Annotated in this window: 17 protein-coding genes; 4 read left to right on the forward strand and 13 right to left on the reverse strand. The window is 41.3% G+C overall.

The genetic code is table 11. The annotated features are described in order from the left end of the window. Positions 1 to 30: 30 nt before the first annotated feature. Positions 31 to 972: a ribonuclease Z gene (rnz, locus tag ACFX4I_RS06585; protein WP_230302513.1), complete on the reverse strand. Its 942-nt coding sequence runs from the start codon at positions 970 to 972 to the stop codon at positions 31 to 33. A gap of 229 nt (positions 973 to 1201) precedes the next feature. Between rnz and zwf the strand changes: the two genes are divergently transcribed. Next, positions 1202 to 2701, forward strand: a complete 1500-nt coding sequence (gene zwf, locus ACFX4I_RS06590; protein WP_230302514.1) for a glucose-6-phosphate dehydrogenase — start codon at positions 1202 to 1204, stop codon at positions 2699 to 2701. Positions 2702 to 2744: 43 nt separating this feature from the next. On the opposite strand, the gene ACFX4I_RS06595 is transcribed toward zwf, so the two are convergent. After that, complete coding sequence (locus ACFX4I_RS06595) at positions 2745 to 2906, reverse strand: hypothetical protein (RefSeq protein ID WP_230302515.1); 162 nt, start codon at positions 2904 to 2906, stop codon at positions 2745 to 2747. Positions 2907 to 3202: 296 nt separating this feature from the next. Here ACFX4I_RS06595 and ACFX4I_RS06600 point away from each other — a divergent pair, with 296 nt between their 5' ends. Next, a complete protein-coding gene (locus ACFX4I_RS06600; RefSeq protein WP_034308217.1) occupies positions 3203 to 3376 on the forward strand; it encodes a hypothetical protein in 174 nt (57 codons plus the stop codon). Between the two features lie 120 nt (positions 3377 to 3496). Next, positions 3497 to 4824, forward strand: a protein-coding gene (locus ACFX4I_RS06605; RefSeq protein ID WP_377419739.1) for an IS3 family transposase whose coding sequence is annotated in 2 segments (ribosomal slippage) — positions 3497 to 3539 and positions 3539 to 4824 — 1329 coding nt in all. Because the reading frame shifts where the segments join, the coding sequence is not laid out codon by codon here. Positions 4825 to 4976: 152 nt separating this feature from the next. Here ACFX4I_RS06605 and gndA read toward each other — a convergent pair. From gndA to mce, 5 genes are all read right to left on the reverse strand, one after another. Further along, on the reverse strand, positions 4977 to 6389 hold the full coding sequence (gndA, locus tag ACFX4I_RS06610) for an NADP-dependent phosphogluconate dehydrogenase (RefSeq protein WP_230302516.1): 1413 nt from the start codon (positions 6387 to 6389) through the stop codon (positions 4977 to 4979). 42 nt (positions 6390 to 6431) lie between these two features. Continuing rightward, a complete protein-coding gene (locus ACFX4I_RS06615) occupies positions 6432 to 7706 on the reverse strand; it encodes a DNA polymerase IV (protein ID WP_230302517.1) in 1275 nt (424 codons plus the stop codon). 550 nt (positions 7707 to 8256) lie between these two features. Further along, positions 8257 to 9378: a tripeptidase T gene (locus tag ACFX4I_RS06620; protein ID WP_377419741.1), complete on the reverse strand. Its 1122-nt coding sequence runs from the start codon at positions 9376 to 9378 to the stop codon at positions 8257 to 8259. Between the two features lie 198 nt (positions 9379 to 9576). Further along, on the reverse strand, positions 9577 to 11127 hold the full coding sequence (locus ACFX4I_RS06625; RefSeq protein ID WP_377419743.1) for an acyl-CoA carboxylase subunit beta: 1551 nt from the start codon (positions 11125 to 11127) through the stop codon (positions 9577 to 9579). Further along, positions 11124 to 11549 carry a methylmalonyl-CoA epimerase gene (gene mce / locus ACFX4I_RS06630; RefSeq protein WP_230302520.1) on the reverse strand — a complete coding sequence of 142 codons (426 nt, stop codon included), beginning with the start codon at positions 11547 to 11549 and terminating at the stop codon, positions 11124 to 11126. Before mce ends, ACFX4I_RS06625 begins: the two co-directional genes overlap by 4 nt. 167 nt (positions 11550 to 11716) lie before the next feature. On the opposite strand from mce, the gene prli42 reads away from it, so the two are divergent. Then, positions 11717 to 11812, forward strand: coding sequence for a stressosome-associated protein Prli42 (gene prli42 / locus ACFX4I_RS06635; RefSeq protein ID WP_156404416.1), 96 nt, complete (start codon positions 11717 to 11719; stop codon positions 11810 to 11812). Positions 11813 to 11849: 37 nt separating this feature from the next. Here the strand turns inward: prli42 and ACFX4I_RS06640 are convergent, their stop codons facing one another. The 6 genes from ACFX4I_RS06640 to ACFX4I_RS06665 form a co-directional block, all read right to left on the reverse strand. Further along, positions 11850 to 12365 (reverse strand): L,D-transpeptidase, encoded by a 516-nt coding sequence (locus ACFX4I_RS06640; protein WP_230302521.1) that lies wholly within the window; start codon positions 12363 to 12365, stop codon positions 11850 to 11852. 31 nt (positions 12366 to 12396) lie between these two features. After that, positions 12397 to 13386, reverse strand: coding sequence for an aromatic acid exporter family protein (locus ACFX4I_RS06645; protein WP_283931900.1), 990 nt, complete (start codon positions 13384 to 13386; stop codon positions 12397 to 12399). 192 nt (positions 13387 to 13578) lie between these two features. Further along, the gene (locus ACFX4I_RS06650) at positions 13579 to 14301 is read right to left on the reverse strand and encodes an amino acid ABC transporter ATP-binding protein (protein WP_230304239.1); all 723 of its coding nucleotides are present in this window, start codon (positions 14299 to 14301) and stop codon (positions 13579 to 13581) included. Continuing rightward, complete coding sequence (locus tag ACFX4I_RS06655; RefSeq protein ID WP_207439437.1) at positions 14294 to 14953, reverse strand: amino acid ABC transporter permease; 660 nt, start codon at positions 14951 to 14953, stop codon at positions 14294 to 14296. The genes ACFX4I_RS06650 and ACFX4I_RS06655 overlap by 8 nt, the downstream gene beginning before the upstream one ends. Positions 14954 to 15084: 131 nt before the next feature. After that, entirely contained in the window at positions 15085 to 15888 is an 804-nt protein-coding gene (locus tag ACFX4I_RS06660) for a transporter substrate-binding domain-containing protein (RefSeq protein ID WP_230304241.1), read from the reverse strand. A gap of 312 nt (positions 15889 to 16200) precedes the next feature. Beyond that, positions 16201 to 16638, reverse strand: a complete 438-nt coding sequence (locus tag ACFX4I_RS06665; RefSeq protein ID WP_034308239.1) for a BrxA/BrxB family bacilliredoxin — start codon at positions 16636 to 16638, stop codon at positions 16201 to 16203. Positions 16639 to 16753: the final 115 nt, after the last annotated feature.

Below are 16753 nucleotides of genomic sequence, written 5' to 3' on the forward strand. Positions count from 1 at the left end.
GATTAATTATACCAAACATTGGCTTTGATTTCAGCTGCCCGATTCCTCTGAATACAAAGGAACTTTAATTGCCATTAGATCTTCACCCATAATCGTGTTTGCAAAGATCGCTTTGCTCTCCTCTTTTAGCCTCTCAGCATCCTCCGGAGTATATCGTGAGCTGATATGCGTAAGGATTAGATGCTTAGCTCCCGCTTTCAAAGCCGTTTCTGCAGCCTGAACGGTGGTCGAATGATAATAGGCTGATGCCATTTCGGATTCTTCCGCTGAAAATGTAGCTTCATGAACAAGGTAATCCGCCGATTCAGCAAGAATGAGCGCATTGCTGCACGTTCTTGTATCACCAAGAATCGTGATGATCCGGCCTTTTTGCGGAGCACTGAGATAGTCCTTCCCATTTAAGACACGGCCATCATCGAGACAGACCGTTTGTCCATTTTTCAATGCTTTAAAAAGAGGCCCCGGCTCCACACCTTCAGACCGCAGCCGGTCGACCAGTAAGCTTCCTGGACGATCTTTTTCCACAATCCGGTAACCGATGCTGTAAATGCCATGATCAAGCGACATGGCCGTCACCGTGAATTTTTCGTCCTCAAACACTGCGCCTTCTTCTATTTCGATGATTTCCAAGGGATATTTTAAATGAGTTCCACTCACCTGCAAGCTCGTCTTAATAAATGCATCTATGCCTCGTGGACCATATACGGTCAATTTATCCACTCCGCCCTGAAAAGATCTGCTGCTTAAAAATCCAGGTAGTCCGAAGATATGGTCACCATGTAAATGGGTGATGAATATCTTTTCAACCTTTCGCGGCTTGACCGCCGTTTTTAATATTTGATGCTGTGTTGCTTCCCCACAATCGAATAACCAAACCGTCCCTCGTTCTTCCAATAATTGAAGGGCGATTGATGTCACATTGCGTGCTTTAGCCGGAACGCCAGCGCCTGTACCCAATAAAACGAAATCCACTCATACTACCTCCGTTGCAAATACTTTATGACTTAACTATAGCATAACCAAGGTGCTCTTTCATTTATGACTCATTAAAACCGAACCCAAATTAAACTTTTAATGAAATATGAGAAAAAATGCGCAAATTGATTGCTTTGAGGGAAAGCTAAACGTAAAATTAGAAATTGGTACACATACGGGAATTCCAACTTTATAGACAGATTTAACGGAAAGTTGAGGTTTTAACATGACAGAAAATAATAAACCCACAGCATTGATCATGATTTTTGGTGCTACCGGAGATTTAGCGAAGAGGAAATTATTCCCTTCCATATATCGACTATTTCAAAAAGAGAAAATCAATAAGTTCGCCGTCGTTGGAGTAGCAAGGAGGCCCTTGACGAACGAGGAGTTCCAAACAAGTGTCAAGGATTCCATACTTACGTTCGGACATGCGGAAGAAAAGGTCGACGAATTCATTTCCCATTTCCATTATCACTCCCATGATGTCTCCAGTTCGGAATCATACCTGCAGTTGAAAGACATTGCCGAAAAATTGGACGGACAATATCAATTAGAAGGAAACCGGATCTTCTATTTGGCGATGGCACCCGAGTTTTTCGGAACGATTGCCGAACAGATTAAAGCTCAAGGCCTTACTGACACGAATGGATATAAGCGCCTTGTCATAGAAAAGCCATTTGGACACAGTTTCGAAACAGCACAAAAATTGAATGAGCAGATTCGAACGGCATTCGCTGAAGATGAAATCTACCGTATCGATCATTATTTAGGTAAAGAAATGGTACAAAATATTGAGGTCATACGTTTTTCAAATGCCCTATTCGAGCCGCTATGGAATAACAGATACATATCCAATATCCAGGTTACTTCAAGCGAAACTCTTGGCGTTGAAGAACGTGGGCGTTATTATGAAACCAGCGGTGCCCTAAGGGATATGGTCCAAAACCATCTGCTGCAAATGGTGGCCTTGCTTGCCATGGAACCTCCGATCGCTTTGACGACAGAAGAGATTCGAAGCGAAAAAGTGAGGGCATTGCGCTCACTTCGACCAATGAAAGTGGACGAAGTCAATCAATACTTCGTCCGTGGCCAATATGGTGAAGGAACGATAGACGGTCAAACACTTCCGGCCTACCGCAATGAACATAACGTAGATCCCGAGTCCAACACAGAGACCTATGTGGCGGGTAAATTGATGATTGACAACTTCCGTTGGGCCGGTGTTCCTTTTTATATCCGTACCGGAAAGAGGATGGATGTCAAATCAACGAATATCGTCGTTCAATTCAAAGATATCCCAATGAATCTGTATTATAAAACGGAAGAAACGCTGAACCCGAATCTTCTCGTTATCCATATCCAGCCTGATGAAGGGATCACACTGTACTTAAATGTTAAAAAATCCGGAACGACATCAAATACAAAGCCAGTGAAGCTGACCGTCTCCAACAAAGGGATCGAACACATCAATTCTCCCGAGGCATATGAAAAGCTATTGTTTGACAGCATGCGCGGGGATGCTACAAACTTTACGCATTGGGACGAGGTTGCCCTATCATGGAAGTTCGTCGATACCATTTCCAATGCATGGGAAAATACAAAGGAAGAGTCTTTCCCTAACTATGAAGCGGGATCCACAGGTCCACTGGCATCTGATGAACTCCTGGCAGAAGATGGACATATTTGGTGGGAAATCAAGAAAAACGAAAATGATGTTGATTGAAATGAAGAAGGGATGCAGATTTGATTCTGCATCCCTTCTTTATTCATGAAACACTCTTCCTCAGCAATTTATTCCGGATAATATCAAACATTTCCTTGGGCTTAAACATTTCTTCCTCTATTTCTGAATTAAGCCAAAAGGAAACACCAGATTCCAAGGCAATGAAAAATAAAAAAATGGCTACAGCCCACCAGATGATGAACATAAGTCTCCGCTCCTTCTCTCTTCTTTCTGCCTACTGTATCCTACGGTCCGTCGAACTCTTTCAATGTCCATATTCCTTTTTCCGCAGGTGTTTAAACCTAAAAAGCAAGGATGAATGACATACATCATACTACGTTTTTCCTAAAAAAGGTAAATTAATTGGGACTATTTACAACTAGTTCATTTTTACCATTTTTCACCCTCATGGAAAAAGAATGCTAAGTCCTTGCTAAGGTTACACTAGAAAAGGTGTCAGAGGATGGCACCACTAACTTTGGTGTGGAGGGATTAAAACTTATGGACATTCGTGAAGGATTAATTCCAACAGCGTTGGGCACAGCCGTGACAGCTGCGGGTTATGCAATGAAGCAGACCCGGGGCTCAAACAAAATGGTAGCTAATACGGTTTTTGGTTTCGGTTTGGCACATGTTGTATTAGGGGTCATTGACCTTGTAGAGCATCGAAGATAGTAAAAAAAGAGGGTGCATAGTAATAGGGTACCTGTAGTTAGGACACTTGAAAAAGAGTGTTTTATCTACAGGTATTTTTTTATATACTTGAATTTCAAGATATGTGGATTAGGAGACAACATGAGCAAGATAACATTTTCAACTAACGAGATAAAAATACTCAGAAGAATCCCAATGTACAACGTGTTAGTCATTTAGCTATTACCTATACGGACGACTTTAAAAATAGATTTATGAATGAATATCTAGCTGGCAAACTCCCACGTCAAATTTTTGTGGAGAATGGCTTTGACGTGGATCTTTTAGGAATTAAGCGAATTGAACAAACTGCCTACAGGTGGAATAAAGCTTATGAAAAGAAAGGGTTAATTGGGCTTACGGATTCAAGGAAAATAGCTTCTGGCATGCCAATGAAACGGGAACTTTCTCAGTCAGAAATTATTGAAAGGCAAGAAGCGAAGATTAAGCTTCTAGAGGGACAGGTGGAGCTGTTAAAAAAGCTAGAAACGACAGAAAGGAGGTTGCTAAACGCAAGCGAAAACCTAGATCCGAGTAGAGTATTTCAGTTGATTTATGAGACCATTGAACAGCATCAATTTAAGCGTATGACCAAATATTTTTGTGACCTTTTAGGGGTCTCCCGTTCGGGGTACTATAGCTATCTAAAAGCATCCGATAGCCGAGAAGCAAGAGAACAATTAGACTTAGAAGCGAAAGAGATGATATTAAAGGCGTTTAATCATCGGGAATATAAGAAAGGTTCACGCTCCATTAAAATGATATTGGAGAATGACTATAACCATCTCTGCAGCCGAAAAAAGATTCAAAGAATCATGAGGGAATTTGGAATGGTCTGCCCTCATAGAAGGCCCAATCCTTATAAAAAGATCGCTAAGGCAACAAAAGAGCACCATGTCGTTCCAAACAAGCTAAACAGAGAATTTAAGCAAGGAGTTCCTGGGAAAATGTTATTAACCGACATTACTTATTTGCCATATAACGGTAATTGCACGACCTATTTGTCGACCGTAAAAGATGCCTCCACTAACGAAATAGTAGCTCATCATGTTTCTGACCGTATCACTTTAGACATCGCAACTCAGACGATCAAGAAATTAATAAACAAAAAGAAAGTTATTCTACATTCAGAAGCCTTTATCCACTCGGAACAAGGAAGCCTTTATACCAGCCCAAGGTATCAAAAGTTAGTAAAAAAATATGGTTTAGGCCAATCTATGTCTCGGAGAGGGAACTGTTGGGATAATGCCCCACAGGAATCATTCTTTGGTCATTTAAAAGATGAAGTAGATTATCGGTCGGCTAGAACATTGAAAGAATTAAAGAGGAAAATAAATCATTATACGGTTTACTATAACAATTATCGATATCAGTGGAATTTAAAAAAGATGACTCCAATTCAATATAGGAATCATCTTCTAGTTGCTTAATCTCTTTTTTTATAGTGTCCTTGACATGGGTGCCAGTTTACATAGAAGCGCCCTCTTTTTTTCTGTGCATTCGAGGTCCTTAACATGATGAATATTACAACAAAAAAAAGCCGGTATAAAAGGGAATCCCCTTTTATACCGGCTTGAACTTTTTATTTTTCCATCCATTCGGTATGGAACGTTCCTTCTTTATCAATACGTTGATAAGTATGAGCTCCAAAATAGTCACGCTGAGCTTGAATCAGGTTAGCTGGCAGCGTTTCTGTGCGATAGCTGTCGAAATAGGCAAGTGCTGATGACAAGCAAGGAACCGGAACTCCGTTCATCACAGCCGTTGACACTACCTCACGTAAAGCTCCTTGATAGCTTTCGACGATCCCTTGGAAGTATGGATCTAGAAGAAGGTTGTTCAAGTTCGCTTCACGATCGTACGCTTCCTTGATTTTTTGGAGGAATTGTGCACGAATGATACAGCCGCCACGGAAAATCATCGCGATTTCCCCATATTGCAAGTTCCAGTCATTTTCTTCTGATGCTGCTTTCATTTGTGCAAATCCTTGTGCATATGAACAGATTTTGCTCATATAAAGTGCTTTACGGATATTTTCAATCAAAGCCTTTTTGTCGCCTGTAAATGATTCGGCTTTTGGACCACGAAGGATTTTACTCGCTTCAACACGCTCGTCCTTGATTGCTGAAATAAACCGGGCAAACACGGATTCCGTAATGATTGGAAGTGGAACACCAAGATCAAGCGCACTTTGACTTGTCCATTTCCCTGTACCTTTTTGGCCAGCTTTATCTAAAATGACATCGACCATCGGCTTGCCAGTTTCTTCATCATATTTTTTGAAAATATCAGCAGTAATTTCAATTAAATAGCTATCAAGTTCCCCTTCATTCCATTCAGTAAAGACTTCATGAAATTCTTCAGCAGATAATCCAAGGAGATTTTTCAAAAGGAAATAAGATTCGGAAATCAACTGCATGTCCCCGTATTCAATACCATTATGTACCATTTTAACATAATGACCTGCCCCATCCGGTCCGATATATGTACAGCAAGCATCACCATCGACCTTAGCTGAGATATCCTTCAAGATTGGTGCAACAAGTTCATATGCTTCTTTTTGACCTCCAGGCATGATGGATGGACCTGTTAGAGCTCCTTCTTCCCCTCCTGAGACGCCTGTACCGATGAAATGGATGCCAAGCTTGCTTAATTCCTCATTGCGGCGCTGAGTGTCCTTGAAGAAGGTATTACCTCCATCAATAACGATATCACCTTTTTCAAGTAACGGTTTTAATTGCTCGATCGTTGCATCTGTTGCCGCTCCGGCTTTAACCATCAATAAAATTTTGCGTGGCGTTTCCAAAGAATTGACGAATTCTTCAAGCGTATAAGCGGCTGTTACGTTTTTGCCTTCCGCTTCCTTCATCATTTCGTCCGTTTTTGATCCTGAGCGATTATACACGGAAATTGAATATCCTCTGCTTTCAATATTAAATGCAAGGTTCTTACCCATTACGGCCAGTCCGATAACGCCAATCTGCTGTTTTGTCATGCTTCATCTTTCCCTTCTCTATATCTTTACACAGCTTGTACGCTATTCTTTGTCAAAAGAAGGATCATTCCTCCTGGATTGCCCAAAGAAATCTTTGCTGAAGCTAGTGTCTGTTCCTATTGAACGGTTTTTCAAGGGTAATCCCTTTTTAATAATATTTTCTCCGTACTTATTTTGCAAGTGTTCCATCGCTTCATACAGAGGTTCTTTTTCTGCATCCTCTTGAAAGGAGAAAATATCCAGTTGCTTGAAGGCCGACTCTTTTTCGATGACATCATACGCAGTGACACCAAGAAGCCTGATTCCTTCCCCATTCCAATTTTTCATAAAGAGATCGATAGCTCCACCCAAAATATCCTTTTTTTCAAAAACTGGATTAGGGACCGTTCTGCTTCTCGTTATTGTGCGGCGGTCTTTGTAACGGATCGTCACACCTATTTTTTGACCAAGCAGGCGTTTATTTCTCAAACGGACGGCTACCTTCCCGGAAAGCTTATCCAATACACCGATCAATTCTTTTTGATTGGTGGAGTCATGCGGAAGAGTTGTCGAGTTCCCAATGCTCTTATGCTCAAAAATCGCTTCAGGATCCACTACCCTTGAGTCAATTCCATTAGCCCTATCTTTCAAACGGATGCCATTGATCCCTAGAAGCTGTTTAAGTTGGCTATCATTGGCGTGTGCAAGGTCCCTGATCGTCATTATCCCGATAGTTTGAAGTTTTTCCGAGGTCTTATCCCCGATGCCATGCATTTGGCCCACTTGTAAAGGCCAGAGCTTTTCCGAAATGTCCCGTTTCCTTAACACGGTGATTCCCATTGGCTTCTTCATATCAGAAGCAGTTTTAGCCAAAAATTTATTAGGGGCAATCCCGATGCTGCAAGGGAGATCCATCGTATTAAAAATTCTTTCCTGAATGCTATTGGCTATATCTAAAGGCGAACCCAATTCGGCGCATTCACTAATATCGAGATACCCCTCATCTATCGAAACCGGTTCAACCATCTCTGTATATTGCCTTAAAACATCAAAAATAGCCAGTGATGCCTTTCGATAGCGCTCGAAATTCGGTTTCTGAATGACTAATTGAGGACATAGTTTTTTCGCCTGCCAAATCGGCATGGTCGTTTTAACCCCGAACTTCCTCGCCTCATAGCTGCAGGTGACGATTATGCCCCTTCTCTCTTCAACATTGCCTGCAATGGCAAGCGGTTTGCCTTTTAATGAAACATCATATGACATTTCCACTGAAGCATAGAAACTATTCATGTCTACATGGAGAATGACCCTGCCATTTTTGGGATACATGTCCTTCATGTTTGACCGTCACATCCTTGTAAAATTAAAAAATACCGGATAATAGGCCCAATAAAAAACCATTTCTATTAAGGTACCCCTATTTATCTTTGGTAACCACGTTGAAAGATGCTTCCACTCCAAGAAAAACAGCCATCATGTCATTGATGACTGTACATATATTCCTTCAATACTTAGAACACCTTGGCAAATATATACGAGTTTTTGCTGATCAATGATCGTAAATCAAATGGCAACACCTTGAATATACTTTGTTTTTTGATTGCTAATAGGACACCGTTCAAAGGTATTTGGTAAAAATCAAGATTTCACGGGTTCCTGGACAATGTTTGATGGAGGATATCCGTCTTTATTTCAATCCACCTTTGACCATCTAGCCGGGGCTGATTTACCTGGTTGCAGGAAACCCCGGAAAGCAAGGCACCAGGTCTTTCGATCGAAACACGAATTCAATCGACAAGGATATTCATCGTCCCCTGCAAGAAATACGAAAGCCTTTTTCGATTTACTCAGGAAACTCTCCTCCATCTCCCTGTCATATTTCGGGTGATTATTCCCCTGATACTTCTTTGATGATACTGACAACCATTTCAGCTAGCTTCGTTAATTCCTCAACTGGGATTCTTTCATTCGTAGTATGGATATCTTCATAGCCCACTGCGAGATTGACAGTAGGGATGCCAAAGCCTGCAATGACATTCGCATCGCTCCCTCCGCCGCTTTTAACCAGCTCACAAGGACGGCCGATTTTCTCTGCTGCCTTTCTTGCGATTTCGACTACATGATCACCAGCACCATATTTAAAACCAGGATACATGACGTTAACTTCAACTTCAGCACGTCCGCCCATTTCAATGGCTGCAGTCTCGAATGCCTCTTTCATTTTCGCTACCTGTATTTCCATTTTTTCAGGAATCAAGGATCTTGCTTCTGCAAGGATTTCAACATGGTCACAAACAATATTGGTTTGCTGTCCTCCCTGGAAACGTCCGATATTGGCTGTCGTTTCCTCGTCGATTCTGCCTAATGGCATTCTAGAGATTGCTTTTGAAGCGATCGTAATGGCCGAAACGCCTTTCTCAGGAGCGACACCAGCGTGAGCAGTCTTGCCTAAAATGGTTGCAGATACTTTCGCTTGAGTAGGTGCAGCAACAACCACATTTCCCACTTTTCCATCACTATCAAGTGCAAAACCGAATTTAGCCGTTACAAGGGAGCGATCCAATGCCTTTGCCCCTACCAAGCCAGATTCTTCACCGACTGTAATGATGAATTCGATTGTACCATGTTCGATATTCTGTTCTTTTAACACTTTAAGCGTTTCTAACATGACCGCTAATCCAGCTTTGTCATCCGCACCTAAAATGGTCGTTCCGTCTGACACTATGTATCCATCTTTGATGGAAGGCTTGATTCCATTACCTGGTACAACCGTATCCATATGGGAGGTGAAATAAATGGTATCTACGCCTTCTTTCATTCCTTTTAAAGTACATACTAAATTCCCTGCACCATGACCGGTAACTGCTGTTGTATCATCTTCAAAAACCTCTACACCCAGTGCCCCGAATTTTTCTTTCAGCACTTTGGCGATGGCTGCTTCATTTTTCGTTTCGGAATCAATCTGCACCAATTCCATAAATTCATTAACTAAACGTTCTTCATTTATCATAAAATAAAACCTCCAAAAAAGTTTTCCTCTTTAATTATACTTCTAAAAGCAGCGCCCCGGCAAATAATGTGAAAAGGAAGACCCCAGAATGGCATTCTGGGTGAATGATGGCTTATAAATGGTTTTCTTTTAAATGATATCTTCCCCAGTATGGAAAAGAGCCCAAAACAGATAGTTTGGGCTCCTTGCAATGTTGGATCACAACGGGATATTTCCGTGTTTTTTCCATGGTCGGTTTTCTTTTTTGTTGCGTAGCATATCAAGAGATTGAATGATCTTAATCCTGGTTTCACGGGGATCAATAACATCATCCACCATTCCAAGACTTGCGGCAACATATGGATTGGCAAACTTCTCACGGTATTCTTCAATTTTAGCTGCACGTGTCGCTTCCGGATCTTGGCTATTTTGAATTTCACGGGCAAAAATGATATTTGCCGCTCCAGCAGAACCCATTACCGCGATTTCAGCATTCGGCCATGCAAACGTAAGATCCGCACCGATGGATTTACTATTAAGGGCCACGTAAGCTCCTCCGTATGCTTTACGCAGAATGATCGTCAATTTTGGTACTGTTGCTTCCGAATAAGCATATAGCAGCTTTGCACCGTGGCGAATGATCCCGCCATGTTCTTGTTTAACGCCCGGGAAAAACCCTGAAACGTCTTCAAACGTAATTAGCGGAATGTTGAACGAGTCACAGAAACGAATAAAACGGGCAGCCTTATCTGATGAATCAATATCAAGTCCCCCAGCCAACACCTTTGGCTGGTTACAGACAAGCCCCACTGATTTCCCTTTGATACGCGCCAAGCCGACCACTATGTTTTTCGCAAAGCCCTCTTGAACTTCCATAAAGGAATCCTCATCGACAACCTGCTCCAATACTTTCCGAACATCATATGGACGGATCCCTTCATAAGGGACTACATCCGTTAAGTCCGGACGGTAGTCATCCCCATCGTCAGCTTCCAAAACCGGCGGCTTCTCTTCATTATTTTGTGGAAGATAACTCAGGAGACGTCTAACGTCCGCCAATACTTGCTCCTCAGATGCTCCCTTGAAATGGGCATTACCGCTTATCGTATTATGTACTGCCGCTCCACCCAATCCTTCAGATGAAATCTTTTCCCCTGTAACCGTTTCAATGACTTTAGGACCTGTTATGAACATTTGGCTCGTTTTTTCAACCATGAAGACAAAGTCGGTTATGGCTGGGGAATATACGGCTCCACCTGCACAAGGTCCCATAATAACCGAAATCTGTGGAATGACCCCTGAATAAATGGAATTCCGGTAAAAAATTTGGCCGTATCCGTCAAGCGAAACCACGCCTTCTTGAATACGCGCCCCACCAGAATCGTTCAAACCTATGAAAGGGGCTCCATTTTCCGCTGCCAAATCCATAACATTGGCAATTTTCAGAGCATGCATTTCACCGAGTGCCCCGCCAAAAACAGTAAAATCCTGTGAAAACAGATAAATATCACGGCCGTTGACCTTTCCGTAACCGGTGACAACCCCTTCTCCTGGCCCTTCTTCCTTTTCCATGCCAAAATTGGTATTACGGTGTTTGATAAAAGGATTAAGCTCTATGAAAGTACCCGGATCAACTAAAAGTTCAATTCTTTCCCTTGCAGTAAGTTTGCCCTTTTCATGCTGCTTATCGATTCTTTCTTCACCGCCGCCCATTTCCACTTTGCGGCGTCTGTCATATAGGTCATTGATCGTATCGTATATATCTGTCATTCCTGCTCCTCCTTTGATAATGCTTGTTCACAAAGCTCATATAATACACCCGCGGTAGACTTGGGATGAACGAAAGCAACATCCGCATTGTGCGCTCCCTTTCTTGATGAATCATCAATCATACGCAATCCAGATTTTTTGATTTCTTTTATTCTCTCTTCGATGTCATCGACGCCAAGTGCCACATGATGAATCCCTTCACCGCGTTTTTCGATGAATTTGGCGATTGGGCTTGCCGGTGATAACGCTTCCAACAACTCCAAACGGGTATTGCCTGCCAGGATGAAGGCCACTTTCACTCCTTGCCTCTCCACTGTCTCGATTCCTTCAAGTTTCAATTTCAATATTTCCGTGTAAAGTGGCAAGGCCTCCTCCAGTGACTTGACGGCAATACCTATATGATCGATATTTTTAATCATCATAAAAACCCCCATGCTATGTATTATTGGATGACTCCATTAAAATACTACTAATCTTGCATTAAAGCCTTTTAAGATTCGGAATAATATGAACATTATACTTTTACTTGTTTCTACTAAATGTTCAAGTTAAAATAAAATCAATTAAACTGTTTTAAGGGAGAGAGCATATGGGAAACAAGAAAATCAGAAAAATCGTCGTGTATTTAATGCTTATCTCAATGTTATTAATGAGCTTATTATCAGGTATCGCATTTCTTTTGTAATAGAAACCGTTGGGAGGGGAGCAAAGCTTCCCTCTCTTTATTTTATCGCTCCATTTTTCTTTGCCAACGTTTTGAAATCCTCGTTCGATATGGTGATCAACACTTTAGTGCCGATGGGGACTTTTTCGTACAAACGCTCTACATCGGATTTATGCATCCGTACACAGCCATTTGAAATGTATTTACCAATTGATGATGGCTGATTCGTACCATGAATGCCGTAAATCCTCCCATCGGTATTTCGTGCATCGAATCCAATCCACCGCGACCCCAGAGGGTTCCTGGGATCGCCGCCAGGAATATTTTTTTTCCGGTAATATGGATTGACTGCTTTTACTTTGACCGTGAAAATCCCTTCAGGTGTAAGTTCCTGACTCTTTCCCGTACCGACCGGCAAAATCTCCTTGACCTCGTTATCATCAATGAACGCCAATTTATTGTTAGCTTTATTGATGATGATAAACGGATCGCCAGGCTTAACCGATTGAGGTTGGGCTTGTACCTGCAACGGCCACAAAGGTAGCATAAGCAACAAAGAAAGGATCCATTTCATTTGTATCAATTCCTTCACTTTTTTGCTTAGTTTAAGCCAAGTGCCTCTTTTTCATTCGGTTGCTGTTTTGCTTGGGTAGTCCCTTGAAGGAATGCTTCAACAATAAATAACGCTCCATTTCCTTCATGAGCTGCAGTAATGCGGCCCTGGATTCGAACTCTTCCCGTGTCTGCGGCAGTGCCATTCCCCTAAAATGAATCTCCATTTCTTCAAGCTTCTTCAGATAAAGGATGGCCGTATTTTGTGGGTGGACGTTTTCTGCCAAATCTTCTATAAAATCAGCCACTATCCCGCTTTGCTTGACGACCAGTGGAATATTCGTGACCAAGGGCAGAATTCGTTCAATTATTTCAAATTGCTTTTCACGCATTTTGAAATAATGGTAATACAGGTCTTCTTCCCTTAAAAAATGATTTTCCACGTCCCTGAAGGCAAGGCTTTTGGCTTGATTAAGAAGATTGGCTGTTTCGGTGATTTCCTTACCATCCCATGTGTGATCATTATCCCTTAAATAGCGGACAATTCCCATCAAGATCGCACTAAAGTTCGTTTCGATGCTTTCTTGGTAGGCCAGCAGTTTGTCATCGACACTGGGCATGTACAGATTCATGACAAGTGCCACTCCAACTCCAACTGCAATTAATATCGTTTCATTGATCAGCAGGGAAAAAGTGATGTCACCCGCCCCGTATAGGTGCATGATGATGACGCTGCTCGTCACAATCCCCTCATTAATCTTCAAGGCAACTGTCGTTGGAATGAAAATCAAGAGGATCAAACCTATTATCAGCGGATGGAATGCGATGAAATGAAAGAATAGGGATGCATAGGCCATTGCGATCAAACAAGCTAAAAACCGGTGCCAGGAGGCATACACCGACTTCTTTTTTGTAACTTGAATGCATAAGATCGCAATTATTCCCGCAGCAGAGAAATATTCGAGATTAAGCATTTGTGCAATAATAATTGCCAGGGTGGCCCCCAAAGCAGTTTTAATCGTCCTGTATCCGATTTTAAACATTGTTATGTATCACCTGGCTCTTTCTCTATCTATTATAATACTATCAGGAAATCAGATATTTTCACAGTCCTTTGCGAGTTAAATTTCCAATTTTTCTAAATACATTCACGCAAAAATACATTATAGGAAAAAAATAAAAAAGGTAACCTAAACGTTACCTTTTTTTCATAATTATATACTATTTCCTTTAGCTTATAAAACCTTTTCCAAGAAGTCTTTTGCACGCTGGCTTTTCGGATTGGAAAAGAATTCTTCCGGAGCACTTTCCTCAACGAGCAGACCTCCGTCCAGGAATAGTACACGATCGGCCACTTCTCTGGCAAATCCCATTTCATGCGTTACGATCAGCATGGTCATCCCAGTATGTGCCAGTGACTTCATAACCTCGAGCACTTCTTTTACCATCTCGGGATCAAGCGCTGAAGTCGGCTCATCGAAAAGGATTACTTCCGGGTTCATTGCCAATGCCCGTGCAATCGCGACCCTTTGTTTTTGCCCGCCTGACAGACGATTCGGATAAGTAGATTCTTTATCGGACAAACCGACTTTAGTCAAGAGCTCACGAGCTTGTTTCACAGCCTCGGCCTTTGATAGTTTTTTCACCTTCATAGGTGCATATGTCAGATTCTCCAGGACGGTTTTATGCGGAAATAAATGAAAATGTTGAAATACCATTCCGACATTTTCACGCACTTTCATGATATTGGTCTTTTTTTCAGTGATGATTTGATCTTTAAACCTGATTTCACCATCAGTTGGAGTTTCAAGCATATTGATGCAGCGTAAGAAAGTTGATTTTCCCGAACCGGATGGACCGATGATCGCTAACACTTCACCCTGCCCTATCTCGGTGCTGATTCCTTTTAATACCTCGAGCTTACCATAATTTTTTTTGAGTCCATCAATTTTAATCACTGCGTCTCATTCTCCTTTCAATCACTTTGCCTAAGATGGTGAGAACCATGACCATCACATAATAAATGAGGCCGGCAAATAATATCGGCTCGAAGAATTTATATGTCTCACCGCCGACAATATAAGAACGGCGCATGATATCCCCTAATCCAATAATTGTGACAACGGCTGATTCCTTCGTTAAGGAAATCAATTCGTTCACAAGCGATGGCAGGATATTCTTGATCGCCTGCGGAAGGATAATATTAAGCATCATCCCTGAATAGGGAACCCCAAGTGCAAGCGAAGCCTCTCGTTGGCCTTTATCGACAGCTAAAATGCCTCCCCTGATAATTTCAGAGATATATGCCGCTGAATTTAGCCCGAATGCTAAAAATGCTGCTTGGAACGCTTCGATTTGAATCCCTAATATTTGTGGTGAACCAAAATAAATCAGCATTAATTGCAACACCAAAGGTGTACCGCGAAAAATGGATGTATAAAAGTCAGCAATCCAATTTAAGGGCTTGATTCTGCTGATTTTAAGTATAGATAATAATATTCCCAAAACAAATCCGATTACTGCCGCTACCGCTACAACCTTTAATGTAGTCGGTATCCCCTCCAGGATATATGGAAGGGAAGGCATAATCCTTTCAAATTCCAGATTCACTCCATTCATCCTCTCTTATGAAGGCCTTTATCTTAGGTCCTTCCTCCTGCTTCATTTTAATACCAATAAAGCGCGGAAAAACGTTCAGAAGGCATACTAAATCTCTTCTGAACGCTTTTCATCTCTCTGTATTATTCAGTTTCACTGCCACCGAACCATTTTAATATTAATTTTTCCATTTCACCATTTTCCATCATTTTTTTCAACTCGGCATTGAATTCTTCAGTTAACTTGCTTCCTTTTTGGAAAGCGATTGCCGAACCGGCATCTTCTTCACCAGACTTAATCAAATGGCCCACCAATTCTTTATTATCTTTCAAGTAGCCTTTTGCCACAGTATCTTCCATGATCACGGCGTCAAAGCGTCCTGTTGACATTTCTTGAACAACCTCAGGAATACGATTCCGTTTTTCAATTTTCATCCCTAGATCTTGGGATTTATTCAAATCGTTTGCCAATGTCTCCTGAATGGATGCAAGCTGTACGCCTACAGTTTTCCCTTTTAAATCTTCAACAGTTTTGATTTTACTGTCCTTTGTCGTGACGATCATATTTTTAGCTGTATAGTAAATATCACTGAAATCGACTGATTGCTCACGTTTTTCTGTTGGAGTCATTCCAGAGATAACGAAATCGACCGATTTATTTTCGAGAGCCGGAACAAGACTATTAAAGTCAATGTCCTTGACTTTAACCTCATAACCTAATTTTTTTCCGATTGCTTTAGCGATATCGATGTCAAATCCTTTGATTTCATCACTTTTAGATGTTTCAACATATTCAAATGGCGGATAATCCGCAGATGTTCCCATTACCAGGACCTTTTTGTCTTCTGTACCAGCTGTGTCCTTATCTTCTTTCCCGGATGTTCCGCATGCTGCTAAAATACCTACTAATAAAACAGAAGTAAGCAACAATGCTAACTGCTTTTTCAACTTCATTATTATTCCTCCAAAATGATATTTTCAATTCTCTTGTTATTGAATTTGGTTTAGTTAAAATTTGAATAACTAATATTCATACACTAATGTGTATTTTAACACACTCTTATAATTATTCAATAACGTAAATAATAGATTTATTTTTCAGAATATTGCTATAATTCCACTTCTAAGTTTCGCGCTTTAAGCTCCAAAGGGAATATATCGGCATCCTTATCTATCTTCTTTCCTAAATGCCTCTGAATTATGCAAAATCATGAATAAAAAAACCGCCGGATGGGCGGTTTTTTAGCTATGGCTATTGGCTTACACTTCTTCGCAATATTGATCGAAGTAGTCTTGTAATTTTTCTACTACAGACATCGGGTGGTGCCCTTCAATTTCATGACGCTCTATCATGGTGATGATTTTCCCATCCTTCAGCAATGCAAATGATGGGGATGACGGCGGATACCCTTCGAAATAATCACGGGCTTTCTCCGTCGCCTCTTTATCTTGCCCAGCAAAAACGGTTACAAGCTGATCTGGGCGTTTATCATTATGGATTGCATGAGCAGCTGCAGGTCTAGCAATTCCCCCAGCGCAGCCACAAACGGAGTTGACCATAACAAGTGTCGTTCCTTTTTGTGCAAATACTTCCTCTACTTCCTCGGGAGTAGTCAATTCTGTATATCCAGCAGTCTTTATCTCATCGCGAGCCTGTTTGACTACGTCGTTCATTAAAAAATTAAAATCCATATTCATGGCATTTGCTCCTTCCAAGTTTTCTCTTCAATCCTATCATAACAATTGCCACTTCGTGATTCAATAAATTTACCTGTTAAAACCGCATAAACCGTTTTGAACATGTTACGAAATA

Origin of the sequence: Peribacillus sp. YIM B13472, assembly GCF_042788005.1 — a bacterium.
In the GTDB taxonomy this organism is placed as follows: domain Bacteria; phylum Bacillota; class Bacilli; order Bacillales; family DSM-1321; genus Peribacillus; species Peribacillus simplex_E.

Bases quoted from the DNA above. Each gene is read 5' to 3' on its own strand.
- ACFX4I_RS06620 (WP_377419741.1), bottom strand. From the start codon at position 9,378: ATGATAAATGAAGAACGTTTAGTTAATGAATTTATGGAATTGGTGCAG.
- prli42 (WP_156404416.1), top strand. From the start codon at position 11,717: ATGGGAAACAAGAAAATCAGAAAAATCGTCGTGTATTTAATGCTTATC.
- zwf (WP_230302514.1), top strand. From the start codon at position 1,202: ATGACAGAAAATAATAAACCCACAGCATTGATCATGATTTTTGGTGCT.
- gndA (WP_230302516.1), bottom strand. From the start codon at position 6,389: ATGACAAAACAGCAGATTGGCGTTATCGGACTGGCCGTAATGGGTAAG.
- ACFX4I_RS06615 (WP_230302517.1), bottom strand. From the start codon at position 7,706: ATGAAGGACATGTATCCCAAAAATGGCAGGGTCATTCTCCATGTAGAC.
- ACFX4I_RS06645 (WP_283931900.1), bottom strand. From the start codon at position 13,386: ATGTTTAAAATCGGATACAGGACGATTAAAACTGCTTTGGGGGCCACC.
- ACFX4I_RS06640 (WP_230302521.1), bottom strand. From the start codon at position 12,365: ATGAAATGGATCCTTTCTTTGTTGCTTATGCTACCTTTGTGGCCGTTG.
- ACFX4I_RS06665 (WP_034308239.1), bottom strand. From the start codon at position 16,638: ATGAATATGGATTTTAATTTTTTAATGAACGACGTAGTCAAACAGGCT.
- ACFX4I_RS06595 (WP_230302515.1), bottom strand. From the start codon at position 2,906: ATGTTCATCATCTGGTGGGCTGTAGCCATTTTTTTATTTTTCATTGCC.
- ACFX4I_RS06600 (WP_034308217.1), top strand. From the start codon at position 3,203: ATGGACATTCGTGAAGGATTAATTCCAACAGCGTTGGGCACAGCCGTG.
- ACFX4I_RS06625 (WP_377419743.1), bottom strand. From the start codon at position 11,127: ATGACAGATATATACGATACGATCAATGACCTATATGACAGACGCCGC.
- mce (WP_230302520.1), bottom strand. From the start codon at position 11,549: ATGATGATTAAAAATATCGATCATATAGGTATTGCCGTCAAGTCACTG.